This window comes from Roseateles noduli (genome assembly GCF_050626985.1).
Taxonomy (GTDB): Bacteria; Pseudomonadota; Gammaproteobacteria; order Burkholderiales; family Burkholderiaceae_C; genus Roseateles; species Roseateles noduli_A.
On the sequence record NZ_CP192463.1, the window covers coordinates 4195626 to 4218983 of the forward strand.

20 protein-coding genes are annotated in these 23358 nt (G+C 69.3%); 8 read left to right on the plus strand and 12 right to left on the minus strand.

The annotated features are described in order from the left end of the window. Positions 1-33: 33 nt before the first annotated feature. Positions 34-684, plus strand: coding sequence for a class I SAM-dependent methyltransferase (locus tag ACQ4L4_RS18305; protein WP_431100341.1), 651 nt, complete (start codon positions 34-36; stop codon positions 682-684). A 148-nt stretch (positions 685-832) separates the two neighbouring features. Here ACQ4L4_RS18305 and ACQ4L4_RS18310 read toward each other — a convergent pair whose 3' ends face one another. Next, positions 833-1198 carry a PspC domain-containing protein gene (locus ACQ4L4_RS18310; RefSeq protein ID WP_377159881.1) on the minus strand — a complete coding sequence of 122 codons (366 nt, stop codon included), beginning with the start codon at positions 1196-1198 and terminating at the stop codon, positions 833-835. Between the two features lie 184 nt (positions 1199-1382). Here ACQ4L4_RS18310 and ACQ4L4_RS18315 point away from each other — a divergent pair, with 184 nt between their 5' ends. Further along, positions 1383-2087, plus strand: coding sequence for an alpha/beta hydrolase (locus ACQ4L4_RS18315; RefSeq protein ID WP_431100342.1), 705 nt, complete (start codon positions 1383-1385; stop codon positions 2085-2087). 69 nt (positions 2088-2156) lie between these two features. Beyond that, positions 2157-5417, plus strand: coding sequence for a prolyl oligopeptidase family serine peptidase (locus tag ACQ4L4_RS18320; RefSeq protein ID WP_431100343.1), 3261 nt, complete (start codon positions 2157-2159; stop codon positions 5415-5417). Positions 5418-5569: 152 nt separating this feature from the next. Here ACQ4L4_RS18320 and ACQ4L4_RS18325 read toward each other — a convergent pair whose 3' ends face one another. The 4 genes from ACQ4L4_RS18325 to ACQ4L4_RS18340 all read right to left on the minus strand — a co-directional run bounded on the left by ACQ4L4_RS18325 (position 5570) and on the right by ACQ4L4_RS18340 (position 9043). Next, the gene (locus tag ACQ4L4_RS18325; protein ID WP_431100344.1) at positions 5570-6685 is read right to left on the minus strand and encodes a M48 family metallopeptidase; all 1116 of its coding nucleotides are present in this window, start codon (positions 6683-6685) and stop codon (positions 5570-5572) included. Between the two features lie 16 nt (positions 6686-6701). Then, positions 6702-7991 carry a YjgN family protein gene (locus ACQ4L4_RS18330; RefSeq protein ID WP_431100345.1) on the minus strand — a complete coding sequence of 430 codons (1290 nt, stop codon included), beginning with the start codon at positions 7989-7991 and terminating at the stop codon, positions 6702-6704. A gap of 41 nt (positions 7992-8032) precedes the next feature. Continuing rightward, on the minus strand, positions 8033-8422 hold the full coding sequence (locus ACQ4L4_RS18335) for an S-adenosylmethionine decarboxylase family protein (protein ID WP_431100346.1): 390 nt from the start codon (positions 8420-8422) through the stop codon (positions 8033-8035). 150 nt (positions 8423-8572) lie between these two features. After that, positions 8573-9043 carry a MerR family transcriptional regulator gene (locus ACQ4L4_RS18340; RefSeq protein WP_431100347.1) on the minus strand — a complete coding sequence of 157 codons (471 nt, stop codon included), beginning with the start codon at positions 9041-9043 and terminating at the stop codon, positions 8573-8575. Between the two features lie 45 nt (positions 9044-9088). On the opposite strand from ACQ4L4_RS18340, the gene ACQ4L4_RS18345 reads away from it, so the two are divergent. Further along, positions 9089-10156 carry an MBL fold metallo-hydrolase gene (locus ACQ4L4_RS18345; protein WP_431100348.1) on the plus strand — a complete coding sequence of 356 codons (1068 nt, stop codon included), beginning with the start codon at positions 9089-9091 and terminating at the stop codon, positions 10154-10156. Between the two features lie 318 nt (positions 10157-10474). On the opposite strand, the gene ACQ4L4_RS18350 is transcribed toward ACQ4L4_RS18345, so the two are convergent. From ACQ4L4_RS18350 to ACQ4L4_RS18380, 7 genes are all read right to left on the minus strand, one after another. After that, positions 10475-11398, minus strand: coding sequence for a M48 family metallopeptidase (locus tag ACQ4L4_RS18350; protein WP_431100350.1), 924 nt, complete (start codon positions 11396-11398; stop codon positions 10475-10477). A 15-nt stretch (positions 11399-11413) separates the two neighbouring features. Beyond that, positions 11414-12232: a lysophospholipid acyltransferase family protein gene (locus tag ACQ4L4_RS18355; RefSeq protein ID WP_431100351.1), complete on the minus strand. Its 819-nt coding sequence runs from the start codon at positions 12230-12232 to the stop codon at positions 11414-11416. Then, positions 12232-12882, minus strand: coding sequence for a D-glycero-beta-D-manno-heptose 1,7-bisphosphate 7-phosphatase (gene gmhB / locus ACQ4L4_RS18360; RefSeq protein ID WP_377159861.1), 651 nt, complete (start codon positions 12880-12882; stop codon positions 12232-12234). The genes ACQ4L4_RS18355 and gmhB overlap by 1 nt, the downstream gene beginning before the upstream one ends. Before the next feature lie 64 nt (positions 12883-12946). Then, the gene (glyS, locus tag ACQ4L4_RS18365) at positions 12947-15088 is read right to left on the minus strand and encodes a glycine--tRNA ligase subunit beta (RefSeq protein WP_431100352.1); all 2142 of its coding nucleotides are present in this window, start codon (positions 15086-15088) and stop codon (positions 12947-12949) included. An 18-nt stretch (positions 15089-15106) separates the two neighbouring features. After that, on the minus strand, positions 15107-16084 hold the full coding sequence (gene glyQ, locus ACQ4L4_RS18370) for a glycine--tRNA ligase subunit alpha (protein ID WP_431100353.1): 978 nt from the start codon (positions 16082-16084) through the stop codon (positions 15107-15109). 100 nt (positions 16085-16184) lie between these two features. Then, entirely contained in the window at positions 16185-17735 is a 1551-nt protein-coding gene (gene lnt / locus ACQ4L4_RS18375) for an apolipoprotein N-acyltransferase (RefSeq protein WP_431100354.1), read from the minus strand. Next, a complete protein-coding gene (locus ACQ4L4_RS18380; RefSeq protein ID WP_431100356.1) occupies positions 17735-18619 on the minus strand; it encodes an HlyC/CorC family transporter in 885 nt (294 codons plus the stop codon). The genes lnt and ACQ4L4_RS18380 overlap by 1 nt, the downstream gene beginning before the upstream one ends. A 122-nt stretch (positions 18620-18741) precedes the next feature. Between ACQ4L4_RS18380 and ACQ4L4_RS18385 the strand changes: the two genes are divergently transcribed. The 4 genes from ACQ4L4_RS18385 to hslV all read left to right on the plus strand — a co-directional run bounded on the left by ACQ4L4_RS18385 (position 18742) and on the right by hslV (position 23314). Continuing rightward, the gene (locus tag ACQ4L4_RS18385; RefSeq protein ID WP_431100357.1) at positions 18742-19887 is read left to right on the plus strand and encodes a CobW family GTP-binding protein; all 1146 of its coding nucleotides are present in this window, start codon (positions 18742-18744) and stop codon (positions 19885-19887) included. A gap of 150 nt (positions 19888-20037) precedes the next feature. Next, entirely contained in the window at positions 20038-20673 is a 636-nt protein-coding gene (gene dksA / locus ACQ4L4_RS18390) for an RNA polymerase-binding protein DksA (protein WP_431100358.1), read from the plus strand. Between the two features lie 91 nt (positions 20674-20764). After that, complete coding sequence (locus ACQ4L4_RS18395) at positions 20765-22519, plus strand: hypothetical protein (RefSeq protein WP_431100359.1); 1755 nt, start codon at positions 20765-20767, stop codon at positions 22517-22519. A 234-nt stretch (positions 22520-22753) separates the two neighbouring features. Continuing rightward, on the plus strand, positions 22754-23314 hold the full coding sequence (gene hslV, locus ACQ4L4_RS18400; protein ID WP_297525322.1) for an ATP-dependent protease subunit HslV: 561 nt from the start codon (positions 22754-22756) through the stop codon (positions 23312-23314). The last annotated feature ends 44 nt before the right edge of the window (positions 23315-23358 follow it).

Sequence of the window (23358 nt, forward strand, 5' to 3'; positions counted from 1 at the left end):
CCGCGAAGCTGGTCCGCCAGCACAAGGGACTCCATGAACACGCCAGACCCTCGGTCCGGGCTTCAAGCCCTGAACGCGCTGTACGCGCGCCGTGCGGCGGTCTACGACTACGAGCTGATGCCGGTGGCGCCGCTGCGGCGCGAGGCGATCGCACTGCTCGGCCTGCAACCGGGGCAGACCGTGCTCGACGTCGGCGCGGGCACGGGGCTGAGTCTGCCCGGCCTCAGCCGAGCCGTCGGACGCACCGGCCGCGTGGTGGCCGTCGAGCCCTGCGAGACGATGATGCGTCAGGCGCGGCAGCGCGCGCGGGTCGATCACCTCGACGCATCGATCGATTTCCTTCCCGCCGCCGCGGAGGACGCGGACTACGCGTCAGCGCTCGGCAAGCGCCGCGCGGACGCTGCGCTCTTCTTCTTCACGCACGATGTGCTGCAGAGCGAGGAAGGCCTGGAGCGCGCCTTCTCGGCGCTCAAGCCCGGTGCTCGCGTCGTGGCGGCGGGACTCGCCTGGGCGCCGCCATGGATGCCGGTGAGCAACCTGTTCGTGCTTGGTGCGGCGATGCACTCGATCGTGCGCATGGACGGCCTGGAGTGCCCATGGCGGCTGCTGGAGTCCCGGATGAAGAACGCGGAGGTCGAGCGCCGCTGGCTCGCCTCCGCGTATGTGTTGACCGGCTCGGTCTAGCCCTCACAGCCTCACGGGGTCCTCGGTAGCGAAACCGTCGAAGGACGGTGGTGGTTGGGGACGGTGAGGCGTGAGGTTTCGGAGCTTGACTCCGGGGCCTCATGCCTCGGCGGCCAACGCCCCACCCTCCGCAGGCAGGCGGCCTCCCTCAATCCTCCAGCGGCACAAAGATCCACAACAGCAAGTAGAGCAGCACCCCACCCCCGGCGCAGGTCGTGAGCGCCACGAACACGATGCGCCAGAACCACGCCGCCAGCCCGCTCAGCCGGGCGAGCCCGCCGCACACGCCGCCGATCCAGCGGTCGTCGCGGCTGCGACGGAAGGTGTTGATCGCGTTCACCACCGGCGCGCCGCTGCTGCCGCCATGCGGCGTGGCGTAGGCATAGGACGTCGAACTCGACGACCGGGCGCTGGCGTTCAGCACGCGCTCCTTGGCCTTGGCGAACTCCTCGTCGCTGAGGATGCCGCGTTGATGCAGATCGGCCAGGCGGCTGAGTTCTTCGCTGTCGGACATGGTGGGCTCCTTTCCCGGAGAGTCGTGCATCGGAAGATGCGATGGGGTGGAGACTACGCACCGGCCCGGCCCACCGCGAGGCGCGTGCGACCGGCTGCATCTGGGCGCGATGCGGAGCGGATGAGGCGCGACAGGGCGTTTCCACCCAGGACCGGCGCCGCGCGGCGGACTAGCATTCCCGTCCATGAACCTCGAAACCATCGAACTGCAGACCCGCGAGGCGCCCCGTTTCAGCCTGCTGGTGCTGCACGGCCTGGGCGCCGACGGCAACGACTTCGTGCCCGTGGTCCAGGCCCTGGACCTGTCGCCGGTGCTGGCGCTGGGCGGCCTGCGCGTCGTGCTGCCGAGCGCGCCCGAGATCCCCGTCACCATCAACGGCGGCATGCGCATGCGCGCCTGGTACGACATCCGCCACGGCGACCTCAGCCAGCGCGAGGACGCCGACGGCCTGCGCGTGTCGCAGCGCCTGATCGAGGACCTGATCGCCCGCGAGGAGAGCGAGTTCGGCATCCCGCCGGAGCGCGTCGTGCTGATGGGCTTCTCGCAGGGCTGCGCGATGACGCTGATGACCGGGCTGCGGTATCCGAAGCGGCTGGCGGGACTCGTCGGCCTGTCCGGCTACCTGCCCATGCTGGGGACGACCGAGACCGAGCGCCACGCCGCCAACGCGGACACGCCGATCTTCCTGGCGCACGGCAGCGGCGACGGCGTCGTCGTGCCCGCCCGCGCGCACGCGTCGCTGGACGAGCTGCGCCGGCTCGGCCACGACATCGAGTGGCACGAGTACCCGATGGCCCATGAAGTCAGCATGGACGAGATCCAGGACCTGCAGGCCTGGCTCGTGAAGACGCTGACCGCCGCGGGCGCCGCGGACTCAGCCGGCGGCTGATCCGCGCGGCTCCTGTCCCTCGGCTCCCGAAGCCTGCCCGCCCAATTCCTCGACTTCTGCTTCCGTCCTATGTCCAACCGGTCCCTCCTGTCCTCGCTTCCCGCGCTGTCGTTCGCCCTGTTGCCGTTGGCGCCGCTCGCGCCGTTGTCCGCGGCCACGCCGCCGCAGCCCGCCACGCCGGTCGCCGCGGCGGCGGCTTCGGTGGCGCAGCCCATCGCCGCCAAGCTGCCGATCACGCACGACGTCTACGCCACCTGGCGCAGCATCCAGCACACGCAGCTGAGCCGCGACGGGCAGTGGATCGCCTACGCGCTGGTCGCGCAGGAGGCCGATGGCGAGCTCGTCGTGCGCCACGTCGCCGACGGCCGCGAGTACCGCGCGCCGCGCGGGACCTCGCCGCAGTTCAGCGCCGACGGGCGCTTCGTCGCCTTCGCCGTGCAGCCGACGCGGGCCGAGCTCGACAAGGCCAAGAAGGACAAGAAGAAGAAGGGCGACGACGCGCCCAAGGCCGGCGCGGCCTGGATGGACCTGAGCACCGGCAAGGTCGAGACCGTCGACCGCGTGAAGCGCTTCGCCTGGGGCAAGGACGGCGGCCAGCATCTGGCGTTGTTGCTGGAGGCCCCGGCGAAGAAGGAAGGCACGAAGGACGCCAAGGCGGCGGCGGCCAAGGTCGACGCCGGGATGGATGCCGGGATCGATGCCGGCGTCGATGCCGATCTCGACGCCAGTCCGCGTGATCAGGAAGCGCCCGCAGAAGGCGGCGCGCCATCCGCCAAGAAGGTCCCCGGCAACGACCTGCTGCTGATCGACGCGGAGACGAAGCAGCGCAACACCTTCAAGGACGCGTCGGACTTCGCCTGGAACAACGGCGGAACGCTGCTGGCCTACGTCGTGTCCGTCAAGGAACCGGCGAAGAAGGACGCGTCCAAGCCGAGCGCGCCTGCTGTGCCCGCAGCGTCCGCATCGGGCGCCCCGGGCGTCCCCGGCGCATCCACCGTATCGGACGCTCCGCCTGCGGTCGTCGCCGAGGCAAGACCTGCCCCCGATGACACCGCTCGGGAGGGCGTCTACCTGATCGACCCGGCCGCGCCGACGCAGGCGCGCGCGGTGATGTCGGGCGCCGGCAGCTACAAGCAGCTGCGCTTCGACGAGGCCGGCCGCCGCCTGGCGTTCGTCAGCAGCCGCGATCACGTCGCCGAGACCAAGGCCGCGGAGAAGGCGAAGCGGGCCGACGACAAGGAGGAGGAGAAGGACGAGAAGGCCGACAAGCCCGATCCCACGCCGTTCAAGCTCTTCCTGTGGAAGGCCGGCCAGGAGCGCGCCGCGGTGCTGGTCAGCGCGCAGACCGCCGGCATGCCTGCCGGCTGGACACCGAGCGAGCACGCCGCGCTCGCCTTCAGCAAGGACGGCCAGCGCCTGTTCCTCGGCACCGCCGCGCTCCCCGCGCTCGAGCCCAGGGATGCGCCCGAGCCGATGAAGGTCGACCTCTGGCACTGGAAGGATCCGGAGCTGCAGTCGGCGCAGAAGGCCAAGGCCGAGCGGGAGCGCACGCGCAGCTACCGCGCGGTCGTGCACCTGGGCAACGACGTCGACGCGGCGCGCTTCGTGCAGCTCGCGACGAAGGACCTGCCCACGATCCAGGTCAACGAGAACGCCACCGTCGCGCTCGGCCTGAGCGAGCTGCCGTATCGCCAGCTGATGTCGTGGGAAGGTGCCTACATGGACGCCTATGCCGTCGACCTGAACACCGGCGCGGCCAAGCCGCTGGCGCGCAAGCTGCGCCATGCGCCGACGCTGTCGCCGGCCGGCCGCTACGTGCTGGGCTTCGACGCGCCGGCCGCGCGCTGGATGGCCTGGCGCACCGACACCGCCGCCGCCATCGACCTCACCGGCAAGATCAAGTCGCGCTTCGACAACGACGACCGCGACGTGCCCGACCTGCCCTCACCGTACGGCAGCGCCGGCTGGACCGCGGACGACGACAGCGTCGTCGTCTACGACAAGTTCGACCTCTGGGCCGTGCAGCCGGCCACCGGCCAGTCCCGCAACCTCACGCAGGGCTGGGGCCGCAAGCAGCAGCTGCAGCTGCGCGTCGTGCCGCTCGATCCCGAGGACGCCGACAAGAAGCCCCTGCCCGCGGATGCGCTGACGCTGGCGGGAACGCAGGACATCACGCGCGCCAGCGGCTACTACCGCGTCGACGCGACCGGTGGTGTGCCGAAGGCGCTGATCCAGGACGACCGCATGATCGGCGGCCTGATCAAGGCCAAGGACGCGGACCGCATCGTCTTCACGCAGCAGAGCTTCACGCAGTTCCCGGACCTGTGGACCTCGACGCTGGCGTTCCAGCAGCCGCAGAAGATCAGCGACGCCAACCCGCAGCAGTCGCGGTATGCCTGGGGCACGCAGGAGCTGGTCGAGTACACCGCCGCCGACGGCAAGAAGCTGCGCGCGCTGCTGGCCAAGCCGGCCGACTTCGACCCGAAGAAGCAGTACCCGATGATGGTCTACATCTACGAGAAGATGACCGACAACCGGTACCGCTACATCCCGCCGGCACCGGCCCAGAACATCAACGTCACGCGCTACGTCAGCAACGGCTACCTGGTGCTGCGGCCGGACATCGTCTACACGACGGGGCAGCCCGGCAAGAGTGCGATGAACACGGTGCTGCCGGCGATCCGACAGCAGATCGCCAAGGGCTACGTCGATCCCAAGCGCGTCGGCATCCAGGGGCACAGCTGGGGCGCGTACCAGATCAACTACCTGATCACGCACACGAACCAGTTCCGCGCGGCGGAGGCCGGCGCGTCGATGGCCAACATGATCAGCGGCTACGGCGGCATCCGCTGGGGCGCGGGCATCAGCCGCGCGTTCCAGTACGAGCACGGTCAGAGCCGCATCGGCGCCACGCCCTGGGAGCGCCCGGACCTGTACCTGGAGAACTCGCCGATCTTCCGTGTGGACAAGGTCACCACGCCCTACCTGACGATCCACAACGACGAGGATGACGCGGTGCCCTGGTACCAGGGCATCGAGTTCTTCACCGCGCTGCGCCGCCTGGGCAAGGAGGCGTACTGGTTCAACTACAACGGCGAGAAGCACGGCCTGCGCGACCGCGACAACATGAAGCACTTCACCGTGCACATGGCGGAGTTCTTCGATCACTACCTGCTCGGCAGTCCACGGCCCACGTGGATGGACCAGCCGGTGCCCTACCTCGAACGCGGCAAGCGCGACGTGATGGGCCAGTTCAAGCCGGCCACCTCCCCGCCGGAGACCGCCGTGGCCAAAGGCCAGGAATCGTCGACGAGCACGAGCGCCAAGTAGCCGCCGTCCACCACGAGCCCCAAGCCGTCGCACGAACGACTCTTACTGGGGCACGCACAGGGCTTGGGGTTCCCGGAGGGACGCCCCATGCCCTGGGAGGGCCCGCGCCCTGAAGCCGGCAGTCGGGCGGCCTCTCGCAAGGCCTCAACGTCTCAACGCGGCGGTTCCGCGTTCTGCGCCGCGTGCCGGGCGCTCTCGATGCGTTCGCCGATCGGCGGGTGCATCGCGATCCACGGGGTGCCACTGCCGCTGCCGCTGTCAACGCGGCCGTCCCGTCGCATCTGCTCCAGCACCTTCAGCCAGGCCCCGACCAGCGTCTCGTTGGGCAGATGTTCGCGCAGGATCAGGCGCTGCGCCTCGGCGTCGGATTCGCGCTCCGCGTCGCGCGTGTAGCGCAGCGTCTGCGCCGAAGCCAGCGCCCCTGCCGCGACCGGCGAGAAGTCGCCCAGCACGACGCCCGCCACCGACAGCAGCCCTGCCCCCTTCATCAGATGGCGCATCGCGTGGCGGTGCTTCACATGTCCAGCCTCATGACCGAGCACGGCGATCAGCTCGTCGTCGCTTAGCAGCTCCACCAGACCGTCGAAGGCGAGGATGGTGCCGTTGGGCAGCGCCATCGCGTTGAAGCCGGGGAGGTCGCCCTGGCGCGCGAAGCGGACGTCCAGGGCCATGCCCGGGAACACCCGTCCAGCGACCTCGGCGAAGCGCGCGCGGATCGCCTGCTGGCGCTGCGCCGACACGTGGGAGGGCCTCAGCCACGTGGACTCGAGTTGCTGTTCGATCCGCTTGCCGACGGCGTCGTCGAGTTGCGTCGGAATCAGCGGCAGCGCGGCGCGCGCCAGCAGCCCCATGCCCTGGCGGTCGAACCACACGACCAGCGCGATCAGCGCCACCAGCGCGCACGCGGCCAGGCTCCAGCTGCCGATGATCAACGACATCAGCGACTGGCCGCCGAGCACCCGTCCCATCGCGCTGTCCGCGGGAAGCCAGACCGTGCCGCCGTCCGGCAGGCCGACCGGCGTCGGGCGGCCGCGCCACCATTCGCCGACCTGCAGCGCCTTGCGGGCGTAGCGGCGCAGGCCGGGCATCGACGGCCGCGACGCGGCCAGCTCGGCCTCCGACGGCGGCATCGACGACGAGCTTTGCGGGCGCGGCGGCCACGGCATGAATTCGAAGTGATTGCGGCTCAGGCGCACGCGCACCTCGTGCGGCCGGTTCCCGGCGCCGTCGAACCAGCGGGCGGTGGCGGTGAGGGTCTGCGGTTTCATGGCGGGTCCTGCGCGCTCACCAGCCGATGTCCAGGCCGAAGGCCTCGGCGGCGCCGTCGCCGATCGCGCCGCGACCGCGACGCTGCGGCGCCGTCACGACGAGTTCACCGATCGGGGTGTCGGACAGCACGACCAGGCCCTCGATGCGCAGCCTGGCGATCCGAACGGCCAGGAAGGGCCAGTACAGGCCCAGCGTCAGCAGCGTCAGCAGGCCGTGGGTCAGCAGCGTCTTGAACAGCGCCCACTCGGAGATCGCATAGGCGAATCCGATGCCGCCCGACAGCTGGGTGTGGGTCCACGTCAGTTGCTGAAGCCGCGCGGCGTAGACCGGCCAGGCGAAGGTCCAGACCACGGCGAACGCCATCATCGGCAACACTGTGCTGAACGGCCCCTCTGCCATGCCCGGTACGAGCTTCAGCGCGGTGGACACGCCGACACCGAGCACCGCGGCCACCACGCAGCCAACGATCAGCGCTAGGCCCAGGCGCACGTACAACCTGTAGAACGCGTCCACGGACAACTGGAAGTCGAAAGCCAGCGTGCCATAGCGGGCATGCCGATGCTGGAAGTGCTTGAGCCGGCCATGCGCGAGCGGCAGCAGCAGCATGAGCGTCAGCGCCGACAGACCGTCGACCAGCGGACGCCAGCCCCAGCTCGCGACGAGCGAGACCAGCGTCCACGCCACCAGCAGCGGCAGGCAGGACGCGTAGACGGTGACCGCGCTCGTCTGGAACCCGAAGCGCAGGCCGCGCCAGCTGGTGTTGCCGAGCTTGAAGCGCTGGGCGCCCGCGAACAGCATCGGTCCGACCGCGTAGAGCACCGCCAGCATGGCGAAGCCCGCCACCGCGGACCATTCGAATGCGTGGCCGTAGGCGATCAGCAGGATCAACGCGATCACGCGTCCGGCGAGGATGCGGAGCGGGTCGCCGTGGAAGTCGAAGGGTTCACCCGCCAGCAGCGTGTGCCGCGCGAACCAGCGCGCCTTGCGGCGCTTCGCCCAGGCGGAATACACGCCCAGCGTCGCCAGCGTCAGCAGCGCGTTGACGATCCAGACGCGGAAGTAGTCGCCGCCGGTGCCGGTGAACTCGAGCCGCTGCGCATGGCGTTTGGCCACGGGCGCGTTGCGGGCGGCGGAGGCCGCGGGGGATCCCGCGGTCGATCCGGCGATCGAGCCGGCCATCGATCCAGCAGACGCCGCGGCAGCCGCCGGACGCACCGGCGCCGCCCCGCGCACAGGCGCAGGCACAGGCTTCGCAGGCGTCGGCGCCTTGGGCACCAACGTCAGCTCGGTGTTGCTCTCGATCAATCCCTCTGCTCCCGGGCTCTGGCGGCCCGGGCGAGAGTCTACTAAAGGGCCTCGGCGCCGAGCCGTCCTCGGACGAGCGTGTGCTCCCGGGCGTCGGCCGGCGCGAACAGCGCCACCATCGTCGCCATCAGCGCGCGCGCCTTGGCGGAGTTGTCGCCGCCGTAGTTGCAGACGTAGACGTCCAGCGTGACCGACGCGATCTCGGGCCAGGTGTGGAGCGCGACGTGCGACTCCGCGAGCAGCAGCATGCCGGTGATGCCGCCAGGCTGGCCGTCCGGCGCGTCGGGGAAGCGGTGCCAGTGTTCACCGACGACGCTCAGGCCGGCGCCCTCCGCAGCCGCGCGGATCGCCCGCGCAAGACCTGACCCGTCCGTGAGCAGATCTCCGTTCGCGCAGCCGGCCAGGTCGGCGGTGAGGTGCAAGCCGTTCATTGGCTGGGAGTTTAGGGGCTGTCCTGCGCTGGGCTGTCCTGCGGAGACCGGGGCGTTGGCCGCCAGAGCGCAGGGCCCCGGCGGCAAGCGCCAAAACCCCAAGCACAGCCGTCCCCCACCACTGGCGTACTGCCGCGGTTTGGGACCGAGTCAGGCGGTTCGTTGTTGTTCGGCGCCGGCGTCGGCGAGGAGCGCGTGGCAGCGCTCTTCGTGCTGGGCGATTTCCTCGAGCGTGATCTCGATGTCGTTCAGCTGCTGTTGGAGTTGGCGGCGGTGCTGCTCCAGGACGCCGAGGAAGGCGCGCGCCTGCGGCACGGTGTCCGACTGGTTGTCGTACATGTCGACCAGCTGCTTGATCTCCTGCAGCGACAGGCCCAGCCGCTTGCCGCGCAGCGTCAGCTTCAGCCGCGTGCGATCGCGCTGCGTGTAGACACGGTTGCGACCAGCACGCGCGGGCGTCAGCAGTCCCATGTCCTCGTAGAAACGGATCGCCCGGGGAGTGATGTCGAACTCGGCCGCCAGTTCGGTGATCGTGAACAGCGGCCCCGCGTCGTCGCCGGCCTCCGGCAGCGCGTCCTCGGGCAGGTCATCGGCCGGGGTCGGGCGGGGTGAGGGGCTCATGGCTACACTGGCAAATGACGTTGACGTAAACGTAAGTCTAAAGCCATGGCCAATCCTCGCGAATCGGAACTCTCCTACCCCCTGGGCGACACGCTGCCAGGTCCCGGCGAAGCACTGGACCTGCTGCCCGGCGTGCGCTGGGTGCGGATGGGGCTGCCCTTCGCGCTGGACCACATCAACCTCTGGCTGCTGCGCGATGTGCTGGACGGTCGCGAGGGCTGGACCATCGTCGATTGCGGCATCCACAACGACACCACGAAGGCGAACTGGGAGCGCGTCTTCGCCGAGCGCCTGGACGGCCTGCCCGTGCTGCGCGTGATCGTCACGCACTTCCATCCCGACCATCTCGGACTCGGCCATTGGCTGACCGAGCGCTGGCAGTGCCGGCTGTGGATCAGCGCCACCGACTATCAGTTGGCGAGGGTCGCCTCGTCGTCGACGGTCGGCATGGGCGGCGAAGCGGCGGCGGCGTTCTTCGGCAGCCATGGGCTGACCGACTCCGCGGCACTGGAGAAGATCCGCGGCCGCGCCAGCTATTACCCGAGCATGGTGCCGGCGATCCCCGCCGCCTTCCGCCGGCTCATGGACGGCATGACGGTGCGCATCGGCGACCACGACTGGCGCTGCCTCGTCGGCTACGGTCATGCGCCGGAGCACATCAGCCTGTTCAGCCAGACGCAGGGGAACGGGCTCGGCGTGATGATCGCCGGCGACATGGTGTTGCCGAGGATCTCGACCAACGTGTCGGTCGTCGATGTGGAGCCGGAAGCGGATCCGCTGCAGCTCTACCTGGACTCGCTCGCGCGGCTGACCGCCCTGCCCGCCGACACGCTGGTGCTGCCCGCCCACGGCAAGCCGTTCCGCGGCCTGCATGCGCGCATCGATCAGTTGGAGGAGCACCATCGGGAGCGTCTGGCGGAAGTGCTCGAGGCCTGCACGGCGAAGCCCTGTCATGCGGCGGAGCTGCTGCCGATGATGTTCCGCCGGCCACTGGACCTGCACCAGACGACCTTCGCGATGGGCGAGGCAGTGGCCCACCTGAATCGCCTGTGGCTGGGCGGGCTGCTGCGGCGCACGCTGGACGAGGACGGGATCCATCGCTTCTCGGCCTGAGGCCGCGACCGCGACGCCACGCTGGCGTCCGTGCGCGACGGCGCAAGACAACGCCCCCCAGAAAGACAGTCGCCGCCGCCCCGATCACGGGACGGCGGCGCTGCGCCTTGTTATGCATCAGCTTGTCGGCTCTGAGCGCGGGTTGTCCTGACGCAGCCTGTCGGCTGGGGAACCCAAAGCGCCGCCGGGAGCGGAACGCGGGAGGAAGTTCTGACTCAGATGCGAGTGATGACAGCAACTCGCAGTGTGTACCCCCACTCAAATCAGCTACAAGCCCCCCTGAAGGGGGAAGCCCGAAACGTACTGCGTCCGCCCGCCTCAGGCCTCGTCCATCAGCGGCAGCACGGCCTGCTTGAGACGATCGCGCGCGAGCTCGTAGTCGGGGAACACGGATCTCACCACCGCCCAGAAACGCGGGCTGTGGTTCATCTCCTTGAGGTGCGCGAGTTCATGCGCGACGACGTAGTCGATCAGCGCCGGCGAGAAGTGGATGAGCCGCCAGTTGAGCCGGATCATGCCGTCCGCGCTGGCGCTGCCCCAGCGCGTCTGCGCGGACGAGAGCCGCAAGCCCGTCATCGTGACGCCGAGCGGCCCCGCGAAGTGCCGGCAACGCTGCTCGAACCGCTGCCGCGCCTGGCGCTGCAACCAGGCCTGCACCGTGTCGCGGATCTGATCGGGGGTCGCGTCTTGCGGCAGGCCGAGGTAGAGCATGCGTCGCGGCACCGTCGCCAGCGTCGGTTGCGGATCGGCCTGACCTTCGTCGAGCCGGGCGCCCGTCTGCGACGGATCGAGCACCACGATCAGCGGTTCGCCCAGGTAAGGCAGGCTGCAGCCGTCGCCCCAATGGACGCGAGCGGCCTGCGTGCGTCGCGCGCGCTCGCGCTGCTCGACGAGCTTGCGCAGGATCCATTCGCCCTTCTGCTGCAGCGCCTTGTCGATGTCGCCCAGCGGCACCCACTTCGGCGCGGACACGCGCAGGCCGTCCTCGCTCACGGTGAAGCCGATGCTGCGGCGCCGCGCGCGCTTCAGTTCATAGGGAATGGACTGGCCCTGGAGCAAGACCTGACGCGTCGACGCGCCGGCATCGCCACGCGAGCGCGGCGTCGGCGCGAGCGGCTCCGGCGGGGGCAGCGGCGACGTTGTCGGAGGAACGGGCTGGGGCTGGGGCTCGGTGTCGAACAGCGACAGCTGCGTGAAGTTGTTCAGCAGCGCGCCCAGTCCCCGCAGCTTGGAAGGCAGCATGGGCTGCGAGTGTAATCAGGCGGCGGCCGGCGTGGGCGGCGGCGCGGGTGGCGCAGGCGGCGTGGGCGGTGCCTGGGGCACCTCGCCCGACGCGGACGCCGGATAGGCCGCGGGGTCGAGCACCCGCATCTCGGCCTCGATCCAGGCCTGCACTTCCTTCATCAGCTCGGCCGGCGCGCGACCGGTGCTGGGGATCATCGGACCGATGGAGACATCGATCGTGCCAGGTTTCAACAGGAAGCTCTTGCGCGGCCAGCAGGTCGCGGAGTTCATCGCGATCGGCACCACCGGCACGCCGGTCTCGACCGCCAGGCGCGAGCCGCCGGTCTTGTAGTCGCCGGCCTTGCCGCGCGCCACGCGCGTGCCCTCCGGGAACATGATGATCCAGTGGCCCAGCGCCGCGATCCGCTTGCCCTGCGCGGCCACCTTGTTCCAGGCCTCGCTGCGCTTGCTGCGATCGATGTGGATCATGTCGAGCCGCGCCATCGACCAGCCGAAGAACGGGATGTAGATCAGTTCCCGCTTGAACACGTAGGCCAGCGGCCGCGGCATCAGCATCGGGTAGGCGAAGGTCTCCCAGGTCGACTGGTGCTTGGACAGCAGGATCACCGACTGCTTCGGGTCGGTGGGCAGGTGCTCCATGCCGCGGACGCGCCAGTGCACGCCGCAGATGAGCTTGGCCCCCCAGATCGCGACGCGCAGCCAGTTGGCGCACATCCAGTACAGCTGGGTGCTGTTCAGGAACAGCGAGCAGAGCACCACCGCGCTGCCCCAGGGGACGACGGTGACGATCAGGTAGAGGACGAAGAGGAAGGAACGCAGCGCAACGAGCATCAGCCCAGGTCTCCAGGAGCGGTATCGGGTTCGGCGGACTCGCCCCGCGACTCGGCGCGGGCGCGGCGTTCCGCGTGGATGAGGGTTTCGGCGAAGGCCGCCAGGTCCTGGTGCACGCGCGAGCCGGGCACGAGCGCGATCTGCTCCTGCAGCTGCGCTTCCTCGACGCCGGCGAGCCGGTCGCCGCGCACCAGGTGCGGCACGCAGCCGGCGTTGCGCGCGGTCTGCAGGTCGCGCACGCTGGCGCCGACCATGTGGACGTTCTTCAGGTCCACGCCGAAGCGTTCGCCGATCTGTTCGATCAGGCCCGGCAGCGGCTTGCGGCAGTTGCAGTTGTCTTCCGGCGCGTGCGGGCAGAAGAACGCGGCGTCGAGCCGGCCGCCCTTCTCCGCCAGCAGCTGGTTGAGCCGCAGGTGGACGGCGTTCAGCGAGGCCATGTCGATCAGCCCGCGGCCGATGCCGGGCTGGTTCGTGGCCATGACGGTGTGCCAGCCGGCATGGTTCAGCCGCGCGACGGCCTCGAGCGCGCCGGGCAGCGGCTCGAGTTCCTCGGGCGACTTCACGTGGTCGTCGCGGTAGCGGTTGATCGTGCCGTCGCGGCCCAGGATCACCAGCTTCATGCCGTGCGGATGGTCGGACCGGGTAGGCATCGGGGTCTCCAGTGAACTGCGTTTGGACGACGAAGGGCGACGACGGGGAACGATCAGCCGCCGCTCAGACGGCCAGGCGCGACAGGTCGGCCACGCGGTTCATCGCCTCGTGCAGCTGCTTGAGCAGCGCCTGGCGGTTGGCGCGCAAGGCCGGGTCCTCGGCGTTGACCATGACGTCGTCGAAGAACGCATCGACCGGCGCCTTCAGCGCGGCCAGCGCCTTCAGCGAACCGGCGTAGTCGTGCTGCTCGAACAGGGCGTCGGCCTGCGGCTTCACGCCGGCCAGCGCGTCGGCGAGCGCCTTCTCGGCGGCCTCGGTCAGGAGCGCGGGGGTCACTTCGGTCGGGAGCTCGCCCTCGACCTTCTTGAGGATGTTGCCCACGCGCTTGTTGGCCGCGGCCAGCGAGGCCGATTCCGGCAGCGCCGCGAAGGCGCGCACGGCGCCCAGGCGCTTGGGCACATCGCCCAGGCGGGCCGGGTTCAGCGCCAGCACCGCGTCGACTTCCTGGGCGCTGTAGCCCTGGTCGCGAAGGCTGACCGCCAGGCGGTCGGCGAAGAAGCCCAGCAGCGGCTCGCTCGGGTCCTGGATCAGCTCGCCGAACGCGGGCAGCGCGCCCTCGATCAATTCGGGCAGCGACAGGTGCATGTGGTTCTCGACCAGGATGCGGATCACGCCCAGCGCGTGGCGGCGCAGCGCGAACGGGTCCTTGTCGCCGGTGGGCAGCTGGCCGATGCCGAACAGGCCGACCAGCGTCTCCAGCTTGTCGGCCAGCGCGACGACGGTGCCGGTGTGGTTGCGCGGCAGCGCATCGCCGGCGAAGCGCGGCTTGTAGTGGTCCTCGATAGCCTTGGCGACGCCGTCGCGCAGGCCTTCATGGCGCGCGTAGTAGCCGCCCATGATGCCCTGCAGCTCGGGGAACTCGCCGACCATGTCGGTCAGCAGGTCGGTCTTGGCCAGCAGCGCGGCTTCCTTGACCTTGCTGTCGAGCATGTCGAACTCGTCCTTGGCTTCCGCCGTGTACGGGTGCTGGGCCATGCGCAGCTGGTTGACGATCGTGTGCGCGATCGCGCGGACGCGTTCGGCCCGGTCGCCCTGGCTGCCGAGCTTGCCGTGGTACACGACCTTGCCCAGGCCCTCGACGCGCGAGGCCAGCGTCTTCTTGCGGTCCTGGTCGAAGAAGAACTTCGCGTCGGCCAGGCGCGGGCGCACGACGCGCTCGTTGCCCTCGACGACCTTGGAGGCGTCGTCCGGATGCACGTTGCTGACGACCAGGAAGCGGTGCGTCAGCTTGCCGTGGCCGTCCAGCAGCGGGAAGTACTTCTGGTTGGCCTTCATCGTCAGGATGAGGCATTCCTGCGGCACGGCCAGGAACTCGGGCTCGAACTGGCACGAGAGCACGTTGGGCAGCTCGACCAGCGCGGTCACTTCGTCCAGCAGCTCGGGCGCGTCGATCGGCGTCAGGCCCAGCGGCTCGGCCTGCGCCTGCAGCTGACGCACGATGTCGTTGCGGCGCTGCTCGAAGGACGCGATGACGCGGCCTTCCTCGCGCAGCTGCTGCTCGTAGGTGTCGGCGCTCTTGATCTCGATCGAGGCGACGGTCGTCTCGAAGCGATGACCGCGCGTCGTGCGGCCGGAAGTCAGGCCGAGCGCGCTGATCTCGACGAGTTCATCGCCATGCAGCGCGATCAGGCCGTGGGCGGGGCGGACGAACTTGACGTCGCTCCAGCCGTCGGCCAGTTGATAGGTCATGACCTTGGGGATCGGCAGCTTGGCGAGCGCCTCGTCCAGCGCCTTCTGCAGGCCGTCCTTCAGCGTGACGCCGGCGACGACGGTGTCCAGGAACAGCGCCTCGGCCTTGCCGTCCGGCGCGCGCTTCAGGCTGGGGACGACCGACGCGTCCGCGCCGACCGAGGCCAGCTTCTTCAGCAGCGCGGGCGTCGCGTTGCCCGACGCGTCCAGCGCCACCGCCACCGGCATCAGCTTCTGCTGCACGGCGCAGTCGGCGGCCTTGGCGCCGACACCGGTCAGGTGAACGGCCAGCCGGCGCGGCGTCGCGAAGGCGGTCACGGCGGCGCCGGCCTCGGCCAGGCCTTGCGCCTTCAGCGAGTCGGTCAGCGCCGTCGAGAACGCCTCGCCGAGCTTCTTCAGCGCCTTGGGCGGCAGCTCTTCAACGAACAGTTCGACGAGCAGATTCTTCGTGTTCATGCGGGGTCTTCCTCGTCGTCAGGCGGCGGTCTTCTTGTCCGAAGCCTTGTCGGCAGCCTTTTCAGACTTGGCGGCCGCCTCGGCGCTCTTCTTCTCGATCTGCGCGATCACCTCGTCGGCCCAGTCCTTGGGCGCCATCGGGAAGCCGAGCCGCGCGCGGCTCTCCAGATAGCTCTGCGCCACGGCGCGGGCGAGGTTGCGGATGCGGCCGATGTAGGCGGCGCGCTCGGTCACGCTGATCGCGCCGCGCGCGTCCAGCAGGTTGAAGGTGTGGCCGGCCTTGAGCAGTTGCTCGTAGGCGGGCAGCGCCAGGTGCGCGTCCATCAGGTCCTTGGACTTGCGCTCATACGCGCCGAAGGCGTTCAGCAGGAAGTCGACGTCGCTGTGCTCGAAGTTGTAGGTCGACTGCTCGACCTCGTTCTGATGGAACACGTCGCCGTAGGTGAGGCCGTCGGTGTAGACCAGGTCGTACACGGACTCCTTGCCCTGCAGGTACATCGCCAGCCGTTCGAGGCCGTAGGTGATCTCGCCGGTGATCGGCTTGCAGTCGATGCCGCCGACCTGCTGGAAGTAGGTGAACTGCGTCACCTCCATGCCGTTGAGCCAGACCTCCCAGCCCAGGCCCCAGCAGCCGAGGGTCGGGTTCTCCCAGTCGTCCTCGACGAAGCGGACGTCGTTCTTCTTCAGGTCGAAGCCGAGCGCCTCCAGCGAGCCGAGGTAGAGCTCCAGGATGTTGGCCGGCGCGGGCTTGAGCACGACCTGGAACTGGTAATAGTGCTGCAGGCGGTTCGGGTTCTCGCCGTAGCGGCCGTCCTTGGGGCGGCGGCTGGGCTGGACGTAGGCGGCCTTCCAGGGCTCGGGACCGAGCGCGCGCAGGAAGGTCGCGGTGTGGCTGGTGCCGGCGCCGACTTCCATGTCGTAGGGCTGCAGCAGGGCACAGCCTTGCTGGGACCAGTATTCCTGCAGGCGGAGGATCAGTTGCTGGAAAGTCAGCATAGGGACGTCGGGCCGTCGGCGGGCGTTGGAGAAAACCGACCGATTCTATGTGCGCCTCGTGCCGCGCACCGGCGTCCCGTCTCAGGGACGCGGACCCCGTTCAGGCCAGGCGCGTCGACGCGGGACGGCGACGGCCCAGCACCGGCAGCACGCCGAGCGCGGCCAGCGCCCACAACGGCCACAGCCCGAGCTTCGCCAGCCAGCGCGCATACGGCGTGACGCCGCTGCGGCCGTCGACGCTCACTTCCAGCACGCCGGCCTGCTCCGCCGGCAGCCGCGCGAGCACGCGGCCGCGGTGGTCGACATGCGCGGTCGCGCCGGTGTTGGTCGCGCGCACGATCGGGCGTTGGAACTCCAGCGCCCGCATCTGCGAGAACTGCAGATGCTGGTCCTGCACCATGCGCGGCCCGAACCACGCCAGGTTGCTGACGTTGACGAGCACCGTCGCGGCGGGCTCGCCGCTGTCGAGCGCGCTGGCGACGACGTCCTCGCCGAACAGATCCTCGTAGCAGATCAGCGGCCGCAGGCGCTGTCCCGCGAAAGGCAGCGCGCCCTCGTGCGTGCCGCTGGCCTGATCGTCCAGCGGGATGTCCATCGCCTTGACGAACCAGTGGAAGCCCGGCGGGATGAACTCTCCGAAGGGCAGCAGATGACGCTTGCCGTAGTCGTAGCGCCGCGCGAAGCCCACGCCCACCAGCGAGTTGACGAAGCCGTCCGTCGAGTTGCCCAGGAAGGTGCCCAGCAGCAGCGGGCGCGTCTCGGCGCCGCGGCGCAGGCGCTCGACGTGTTCCTCGTCGAGGAAGGCCAGCGGCACCGGCAGCACCGACTCCGGCGTGATCACGACCTGACCCCGCGCGGCATCGATCAGCGCGATCAACTGGTCCAGGTTCTGGTCGAAGCGCGCGCGATCGAACTTCTGATCCTGCGGGATGTTGGGCTGCACCAGCGAGACGGCCAGCGTGCCGGTGGACCGGGTGAAGTCCTGCGGCAGGAACTGCCCCGCGCCGATGGTGACGACGAGTGCGGCCAGCAGCGCCCAGCGCCGCAGCGCCAGCGCCGCCGCCACGAGCGCCGCCAGCGCGGTGATGCCGTAGACGCCCAGGTAGGGCGCGAACGCGGCCAGCGGCCCCTGCGCATGCGCGTAGCCGCTGGCGATCCACGGGAAGCCGGTGAGGAAGGTGGCGCGGACGAGTTCCGCCCCCAGCCACAGCCCGGCGAAGGCCAGCGCGCGCCGCCACGGCGCGGCGCCCGCCGACCAGCGCGCGGCCAGGCCCATGCCGGCGGCGTAGTAGGTCGACAGGAACAGCGCCAGCGCCAGCACCGCGAGCGCGGACACGGCCGCGGGCAGATGCCCGAAGTCGTGCATGCTGATGTAGAGCCACCACAGCCCGGAGGCCAGCCAGCCGACGCCGAACAGCGCGCCGGTCAGCGCGGCGCGGCGCGGCCTGGCGCCGTCGCAGGCCGCGATCAGCCAGGCGAGCGCCAGCGGCTGCAGCCACCACGCCGGACTGGGGGAGAACGAGGCCGTGTGCAGCACGCCGACGACGAGCGCCAGCGCGGGATGGCACAGCCACGCGCGCCATCCCTGGCGGGCGGGGCGATCGGATCCGTCGGACCCGCGGGGCCCGTCGAAGCGAGATCCGCGGCGCATCAGCCGCTGTGGTCGTCGGCCTCGGAAGCGGGCGCGCGGGTCACCTTGAACCAGCGCACGGCGCCGCCGCGGTTGATCATCACCGAGAAGCGCAGCCCGGCGACCTCCACGGTCTCGCCGCGCCGCGGCACGCGGCCGTGCTCGTGCGCGACCAGGCCGCCGATGGTGTCGAAGTCGGCCACCGACAGCGACAGCCCGAAGGACTCGTTGACCGCGGCCACGTCGGCGTCGCCGGCGACGCGGTAGCTGCCATCGGCCAGCGTGTAGATGCCGGCATCGCCGTCGCCGACGTCGAATTCATCCTCGATCTCGCCCACGATCTCCTCGAGCACGTCCTCGATGGTGATCAGGCCCGCGGTGTTGCCGAATTCGTCGATGACGATGGCCAGGTGATTGCGGTTGGAGCGGAAATCGCGCAGCAGTTCGTTCAGGCCCTTGCTCTCGGGCACGAAAACTGCCGGGCGCAACAGGGCGCGCAGGTTCAGTTCCGGCGCGCGCTGGAGCTTGAGCAGGTCCTTGGCCAGCAGGATGCCGATGATGTTGTCGCGCTGGCCGTCGTACACCGGGAAACGCGAGTGGCCGGTGTCGATGACGTTGGCCAGCAGGTCGTCGGGATCCCACTGGATGTCCAGCAGGTCCATCCGGGGCGCGGCGACCATCACGTCGCCGGCGCTGAGTTCGGCCATCCGCAGGACGCCCTCGAGCATCTGGCGCGATTCGGGCGCGATCAGGTCGCGCTCCTCCGCTTCGGCGAAGTTCTCGATCAGCTCGCTGGTCGAGTCGGGCCCGGGGTGCAGGAATTCGAGGACGCGTTCGAGCAGGCCGCGTTGTTCATTGCCACGCCCGCCATGTTTGGCGGGCCGACTAGGCTGAGGTTCAGACACTGGGGTGTGTGCCGTCGTTGAAGAGGCGCCAGAATAACCGATTGACATTGACATTCGCTTGAAACACAGTCATCCGCCCTCAGTTGCCGGGCCCAGGCTTCCTTACAGATTGGTCTTCCACCATGTCGTCCGTCCCTGATACCGCCGCACAGGCGTCCACCACGAGTCCGGCCGGCAATGCCGCCACGGGCCTGATCCCCGCCACCATCCTCACGGGCTTCCTGGGCTCGGGCAAGACCACGCTGCTCAAGCGCGTGCTGACCGAGGCGCACGGCCAGAAGATCGCCGTGATCGAGAACGAGTTCGGCGAGGAGAACATCGACAACGACATCCTCGTCAGCGAGACCCAGGAGCAGATCATCCAGCTGAGCAACGGCTGCGTCTGCTGCACCATCCGCGAGGATCTGCGCACCACGCTGGCCGATCTGGCCGCGAAACGGCGCAAGGGCGAGCTCGATTTCGAGCGCGTCGTCATCGAGACCACCGGCCTGGCCGATCCGGGCCCGGTCGCGCAGACCTTCTTCATGGACGACGAGATCGCGGAGACCTTCCTGCTCGACTCGATCCTGACGCTGGTGGACGTCAAGCACGCCAACGACCAGCTCGACACGCGCCAGGAAGCACGCCGCCAGGTGGGCTTCGCCGACCAGATCTTCCTGAGCAAGACCGACCTGGTCGACGCCGCGGCGGTGGACGCGCTGTCGCACCGCCTCAAGCACATGAACCCGCGCGCGCCGCAGTCCAAGGTCCACTTCGGCGAGGTGCCGATCAAGGACGTCTTCGACCTGCGCGGCTTCAACCTGAACGCCAAGCTGGAGATCGATCCGGAGTTCCTGGCCGTGGACGATCACGGGCATGATCACGCACACGACCACGGTCATTCGCACGATCACGGCCACGATCACGGCCACGAAGGCCACGACCACGCCCCCGGCGAAGCCTGCGACCATCCGCACCACCATCACCACGACGACGACGTCAAGTCCTTCGTCTTCCGCTCGGAACGGCCGTTCAATCCGGCCAAGCTGGAGGACTTCCTTGGCGCGATCGTGCAGGTCTATGGCCCGAAGATGCTGCGCTACAAGGGCGTGCTGAACATGAACGGCACCGACAAGAAGGTCATCTTCCAGGGCGTGCACCAGTTGATGGGCTCGGATCTCGGTCCGAAGTGGCTGCCGGATGAAAAGAAGGTCAGCAAGATGGTGTTCATCGGTATCGATTTGCCGAAGGACATCCTCATGCAGGGGCTGGAAGGGTGTCTGGCTTAGTGCCACACTGACCGATGGTTCAAGGCCATCGCCGGGACGTTGGCGGAGGTGGCTACAATCCGCCGCGCCCGAACCAGGCCCCTGCGCCAACGGCGGGAAGCCCCGGCTTCTCATGTCGAGCAGGTATAAAGAGCCGCTAGGAGAGTGAACGTGAGCAAGACCCCGGCCTCCAAGACCGCTGCGACCAAGACTCCCTCGAAGGCGTCCAAGGCCGCGGCGGAGGACAAGTCCGCCGAGGCGGACGCCCCCGACAGCACGGTCTCACTGCTGGACAGCCCCGTCCGGCCCTCGACCCCGACATCAACGAACCAGAACAGCCGACCTGCCGTGAAAGCCGATCCCAAACTCTCCTCTGCCTGGAAAACCAAGGCCGGTGCCGAACTGTCCGATGCCGAAGTGCTCGCGATGCCCGACACCGAATACATGAACGACAAGCAGGTCGACTTCTTCCGCGCCAAGCTGACGCAGTTGAAGGAAGACATCCTGTCCAACGCCGGCGAGACGACCGAGCACCTGCGCGAGGACACGTCCATCGTCCCCGATCCGGCCGACCGCGCCACGATCGAGGAAGAGCACGCGCTGGAGCTGCGCACCCGCGACCGCGAGCGCAAGCTGCTGAAGAAGATCATGCAGTCGCTGACGCGCCTGGACAGCGGCGAGTACGGCTACTGCGACGAGACCGGCGAGCCGATCGGCCTGGGCCGCCTGATCGCCCGTCCGACCGCCACGCTGTCGCTCGAGGCGCAGCAGCGCCGCGAGCTGAAGCAGAAGATGTTCGGCGACTGAGTCGCCCGGGCTTCGTCCGCCAGGCCACAGGAAGAACCGCCAACACTGCGCATCACCGCGCAACACTGCGAAGAGCAAGGTCCGCTAGAGCATGTCCGACCCCAAAGACGGCACCAAAGAAGGCGAGAGCTTCTTCCGCAAGGTGGCGCGTTTCGTCGCCAATCCGACGACCGACTGGGCGGAGATCAACTCGCGCCAGGACGACCCCGAGGCCGACGCCGCGAAGGCCGAGCTGCGGGCGATGGTGGAGCGCAAGCGCCGCAACGACTTCGTGCGCAAGCGCGAACTCGACATGCTGCGCAAGATCCGCCGTGAAGGCCTGACGCCCGAGCAGCTGGCCGCCCTGGGCGGCCATGCGACCTCGGGCATCGACGAACTGGGCCGCATCAGCGAGATCCAGGGCGTGCGGCGCGACGACGGCACCGTGAAGGCCAAGATCGACCAGATCGAGCAGCAGATGGTCGGCGAGGGCTTCGTCCCGACGCAGATCCAGGGGCAGCATCCGCCCGGCTTCTTCGAGACGAGCACGCGTCCGATCAACTTCGCGGCGACGCAGCCGGCGGACCAGATCGGCGCGCGCGTCTCCGACCACGCGCCGCGCGCCGACATCGAACGCCTGGACCTGACGCCCGCGCCGGCCGCGGCGTCGATGGGCGGCGGCATCGCGCCGCCGGCACCGGCCGGCGCTCCGGCGCCGATCCCCGAGCTGAAGAAGGAGATCCCGACGCTGAGTTTCCACGTCGCGGATCCGCAGGTCGAGGTCAGCGAGGTCGTCCACGACGCCGAGCTGGACGAGGCGGTCATCGCCTTCGCCAATGCCGACTACGAGCATTGCGAGCGCAGCCTGATCGACCTGACCCGCGAGGGCGGCGCGCGCCACGAGCACCCCGAGACCTGGCTGGTGCTGTTCGACCTCTACCGGGCGACCGGCCAGCAGGGCAAGTTCGAGAATCTGGCCAACGACTACGCGCAGCAGTTCGGGCTGTCGTCGCCGCAATGGTTCTCGCTGCCCAAGCTGGTGGCCGAGGCGGTGCAGGCGGAACGCGCCCCGCGCGGCCGCGCGAGCAGCGTGTCCTGGACCTCGCCGGAATACATCGATACCGAGGCCGTGACGCAGATGCGCACGCGCTGCGAAAACCTGCCGATGCCCTGGGTGATCGACTGGGCGCCGCTGCGCCAGATCGACATCGAGGCCTGCGCCAAGCTGCGCGACCTGTTCCGCGCCTGGGCGCAACAGGCGCTGGACCTGCGCTGGCTGTCCGGCGACCACTTCTTCCAGGTGCTGCGGGACCAGGCGCCGGTGGGCAGCCGCGACGCGGACCCCATCCTCTGGATGCTGCGGCTCGAGGCGCTGCGCCTGGCCAATCGCCCGGACCAGTTCGACGAGGTCGCGATCGACTACTGCGTGACCTACGAGGTCTCGCCGCCGAGCTGGGAAAAGGCGCTGTGCCATGTCCGCATCAGCGGCAACGCGCTGTCGACCAGTTCGCCGTCGTCCATCCAGCCGGCGGCGATGGACACCGGCATCGCCTTCCTCGAGTCGACGATGACCGACGCGGTCAACACGGCGGCACTGATGGAACTGTCCGGCCAGCTCAGCGGCGACATCAGCGAGACGCTGGCGCTGATGACCGAGCAGTTGGGCGGCGCGTCGCTGGTGACGATCGCCTGCCCGAAGCTGATCCGCCTGGACTTCATGGCCGCCGGCGACCTGCTGAACTGGGTCCTGGCCCGCCGCAGCGAGAACCGCGCGGTGCAGTTCAGCGATGCGCACCGGCTGGTCGCGCTGTTCTTCGGCGCGATGGGCATCAACGAACACGCGCGGGTCAAGGTCCGGCACGTCTGAGGCGCTACGGCCGTCCTGGCCGTCCTGGCCGTCCTGGCGGTTTCACACTTCGCGACCTTCGCGACAACGGGGCTTCTGGCCCCGTTGTTCATTCGGATGTCCGATCATCGACCTCGTCAACCGGCTTTCGCACACGCGGCGCCGCAGCCTTTTCCTCACCGTCTCCTCACCTTGTGATTTCCGCGAGGGAACCCACGTGAGGTCTTCACGACGTTCAAGACGTTTGGATCGCCCATGTCTCAAGACCATTCCTCCCCGCTCCCGCCGTACCACGGCACCACCATCGTCAGCGTGCGCCGCGGCAACCAGGTCGCGATCGGCGGCGACGGTCAGGTCACGCTGGGCACCATCGTCGTCAAATCGACGGCGCGCAAGGTGCGCAAGCTCCACAAGAACCAGGTGCTGGCCGGCTTCGCCGGCGCGACGGCGGACGCGTTCACGCTGTTCGAGCGCTTCGAGGCCAAGCTGGAGAAGTACGAGGGCAACCTCGTGCGCGCGGCCGTGGAGCTGACGCGGGACTGGCGGACCGACCGCGTGCTGCGGCGGCTGGAGGCGATGCTGGCGGTGGCCGATCGCACGGCCTCGCTGATCATCACCGGCAACGGCGACGTGCTGGAGCCCGAGCAGGGCATCGTCGCCATCGGCAGCGGCGGCGCGTATGCGCAGGCGGCGGCCAAGGCGCTGCTCAACCACAGCGAGCTGAGCGCGGTGGACATCGTCAAGCAGTCGCTGGTCATTGCCGGCGAGATCTGCATCTACACCAACGGCAATCACACGATCGAGGTCCTCGAATGAACAGCCACGCGGCGCCGGGCCGCCCCAAGCAAGTGGCCATCCCC

Coding starts and splice junctions, on each gene's coding strand:
- ACQ4L4_RS18355 (WP_431100351.1), bottom strand. CDS start 12,232: ATGCTCGTTGCGCTGCGTTCCTTCCTCTTCGTCCTCTACCTGATCGTC.
- lnt (WP_431100354.1), bottom strand. CDS start 17,735: ATGCGCCGCGGATCTCGCTTCGACGGGCCCCGCGGGTCCGACGGATCC.
- ACQ4L4_RS18325 (WP_431100344.1), bottom strand. CDS start 6,685: ATGAAACCGCAGACCCTCACCGCCACCGCCCGCTGGTTCGACGGCGCC.
- ACQ4L4_RS18320 (WP_431100343.1), top strand. CDS start 2,157: ATGTCCAACCGGTCCCTCCTGTCCTCGCTTCCCGCGCTGTCGTTCGCC.
- ACQ4L4_RS18315 (WP_431100342.1), top strand. CDS start 1,383: ATGAACCTCGAAACCATCGAACTGCAGACCCGCGAGGCGCCCCGTTTC.
- ACQ4L4_RS18305 (WP_431100341.1), top strand. CDS start 34: ATGAACACGCCAGACCCTCGGTCCGGGCTTCAAGCCCTGAACGCGCTG.
- gmhB (WP_377159861.1), bottom strand. CDS start 12,882: ATGCCTACCCGGTCCGACCATCCGCACGGCATGAAGCTGGTGATCCTG.
- ACQ4L4_RS18345 (WP_431100348.1), top strand. CDS start 9,089: ATGGCCAATCCTCGCGAATCGGAACTCTCCTACCCCCTGGGCGACACG.
- glyQ (WP_431100353.1), bottom strand. CDS start 16,084: ATGCTGACTTTCCAGCAACTGATCCTCCGCCTGCAGGAATACTGGTCC.
- ACQ4L4_RS18310 (WP_377159881.1), bottom strand. CDS start 1,198: ATGTCCGACAGCGAAGAACTCAGCCGCCTGGCCGATCTGCATCAACGC.
- glyS (WP_431100352.1), bottom strand. CDS start 15,088: ATGAACACGAAGAATCTGCTCGTCGAACTGTTCGTTGAAGAGCTGCCG.
- ACQ4L4_RS18395 (WP_431100359.1), top strand. CDS start 20,765: ATGTCCGACCCCAAAGACGGCACCAAAGAAGGCGAGAGCTTCTTCCGC.
- hslV (WP_297525322.1), top strand. CDS start 22,754: ATGTCTCAAGACCATTCCTCCCCGCTCCCGCCGTACCACGGCACCACC.
- ACQ4L4_RS18385 (WP_431100357.1), top strand. CDS start 18,742: ATGTCGTCCGTCCCTGATACCGCCGCACAGGCGTCCACCACGAGTCCG.
- ACQ4L4_RS18335 (WP_431100346.1), bottom strand. CDS start 8,422: ATGAACGGCTTGCACCTCACCGCCGACCTGGCCGGCTGCGCGAACGGA.
- ACQ4L4_RS18350 (WP_431100350.1), bottom strand. CDS start 11,398: ATGCTGCCTTCCAAGCTGCGGGGACTGGGCGCGCTGCTGAACAACTTC.
- ACQ4L4_RS18340 (WP_431100347.1), bottom strand. CDS start 9,043: ATGAGCCCCTCACCCCGCCCGACCCCGGCCGATGACCTGCCCGAGGAC.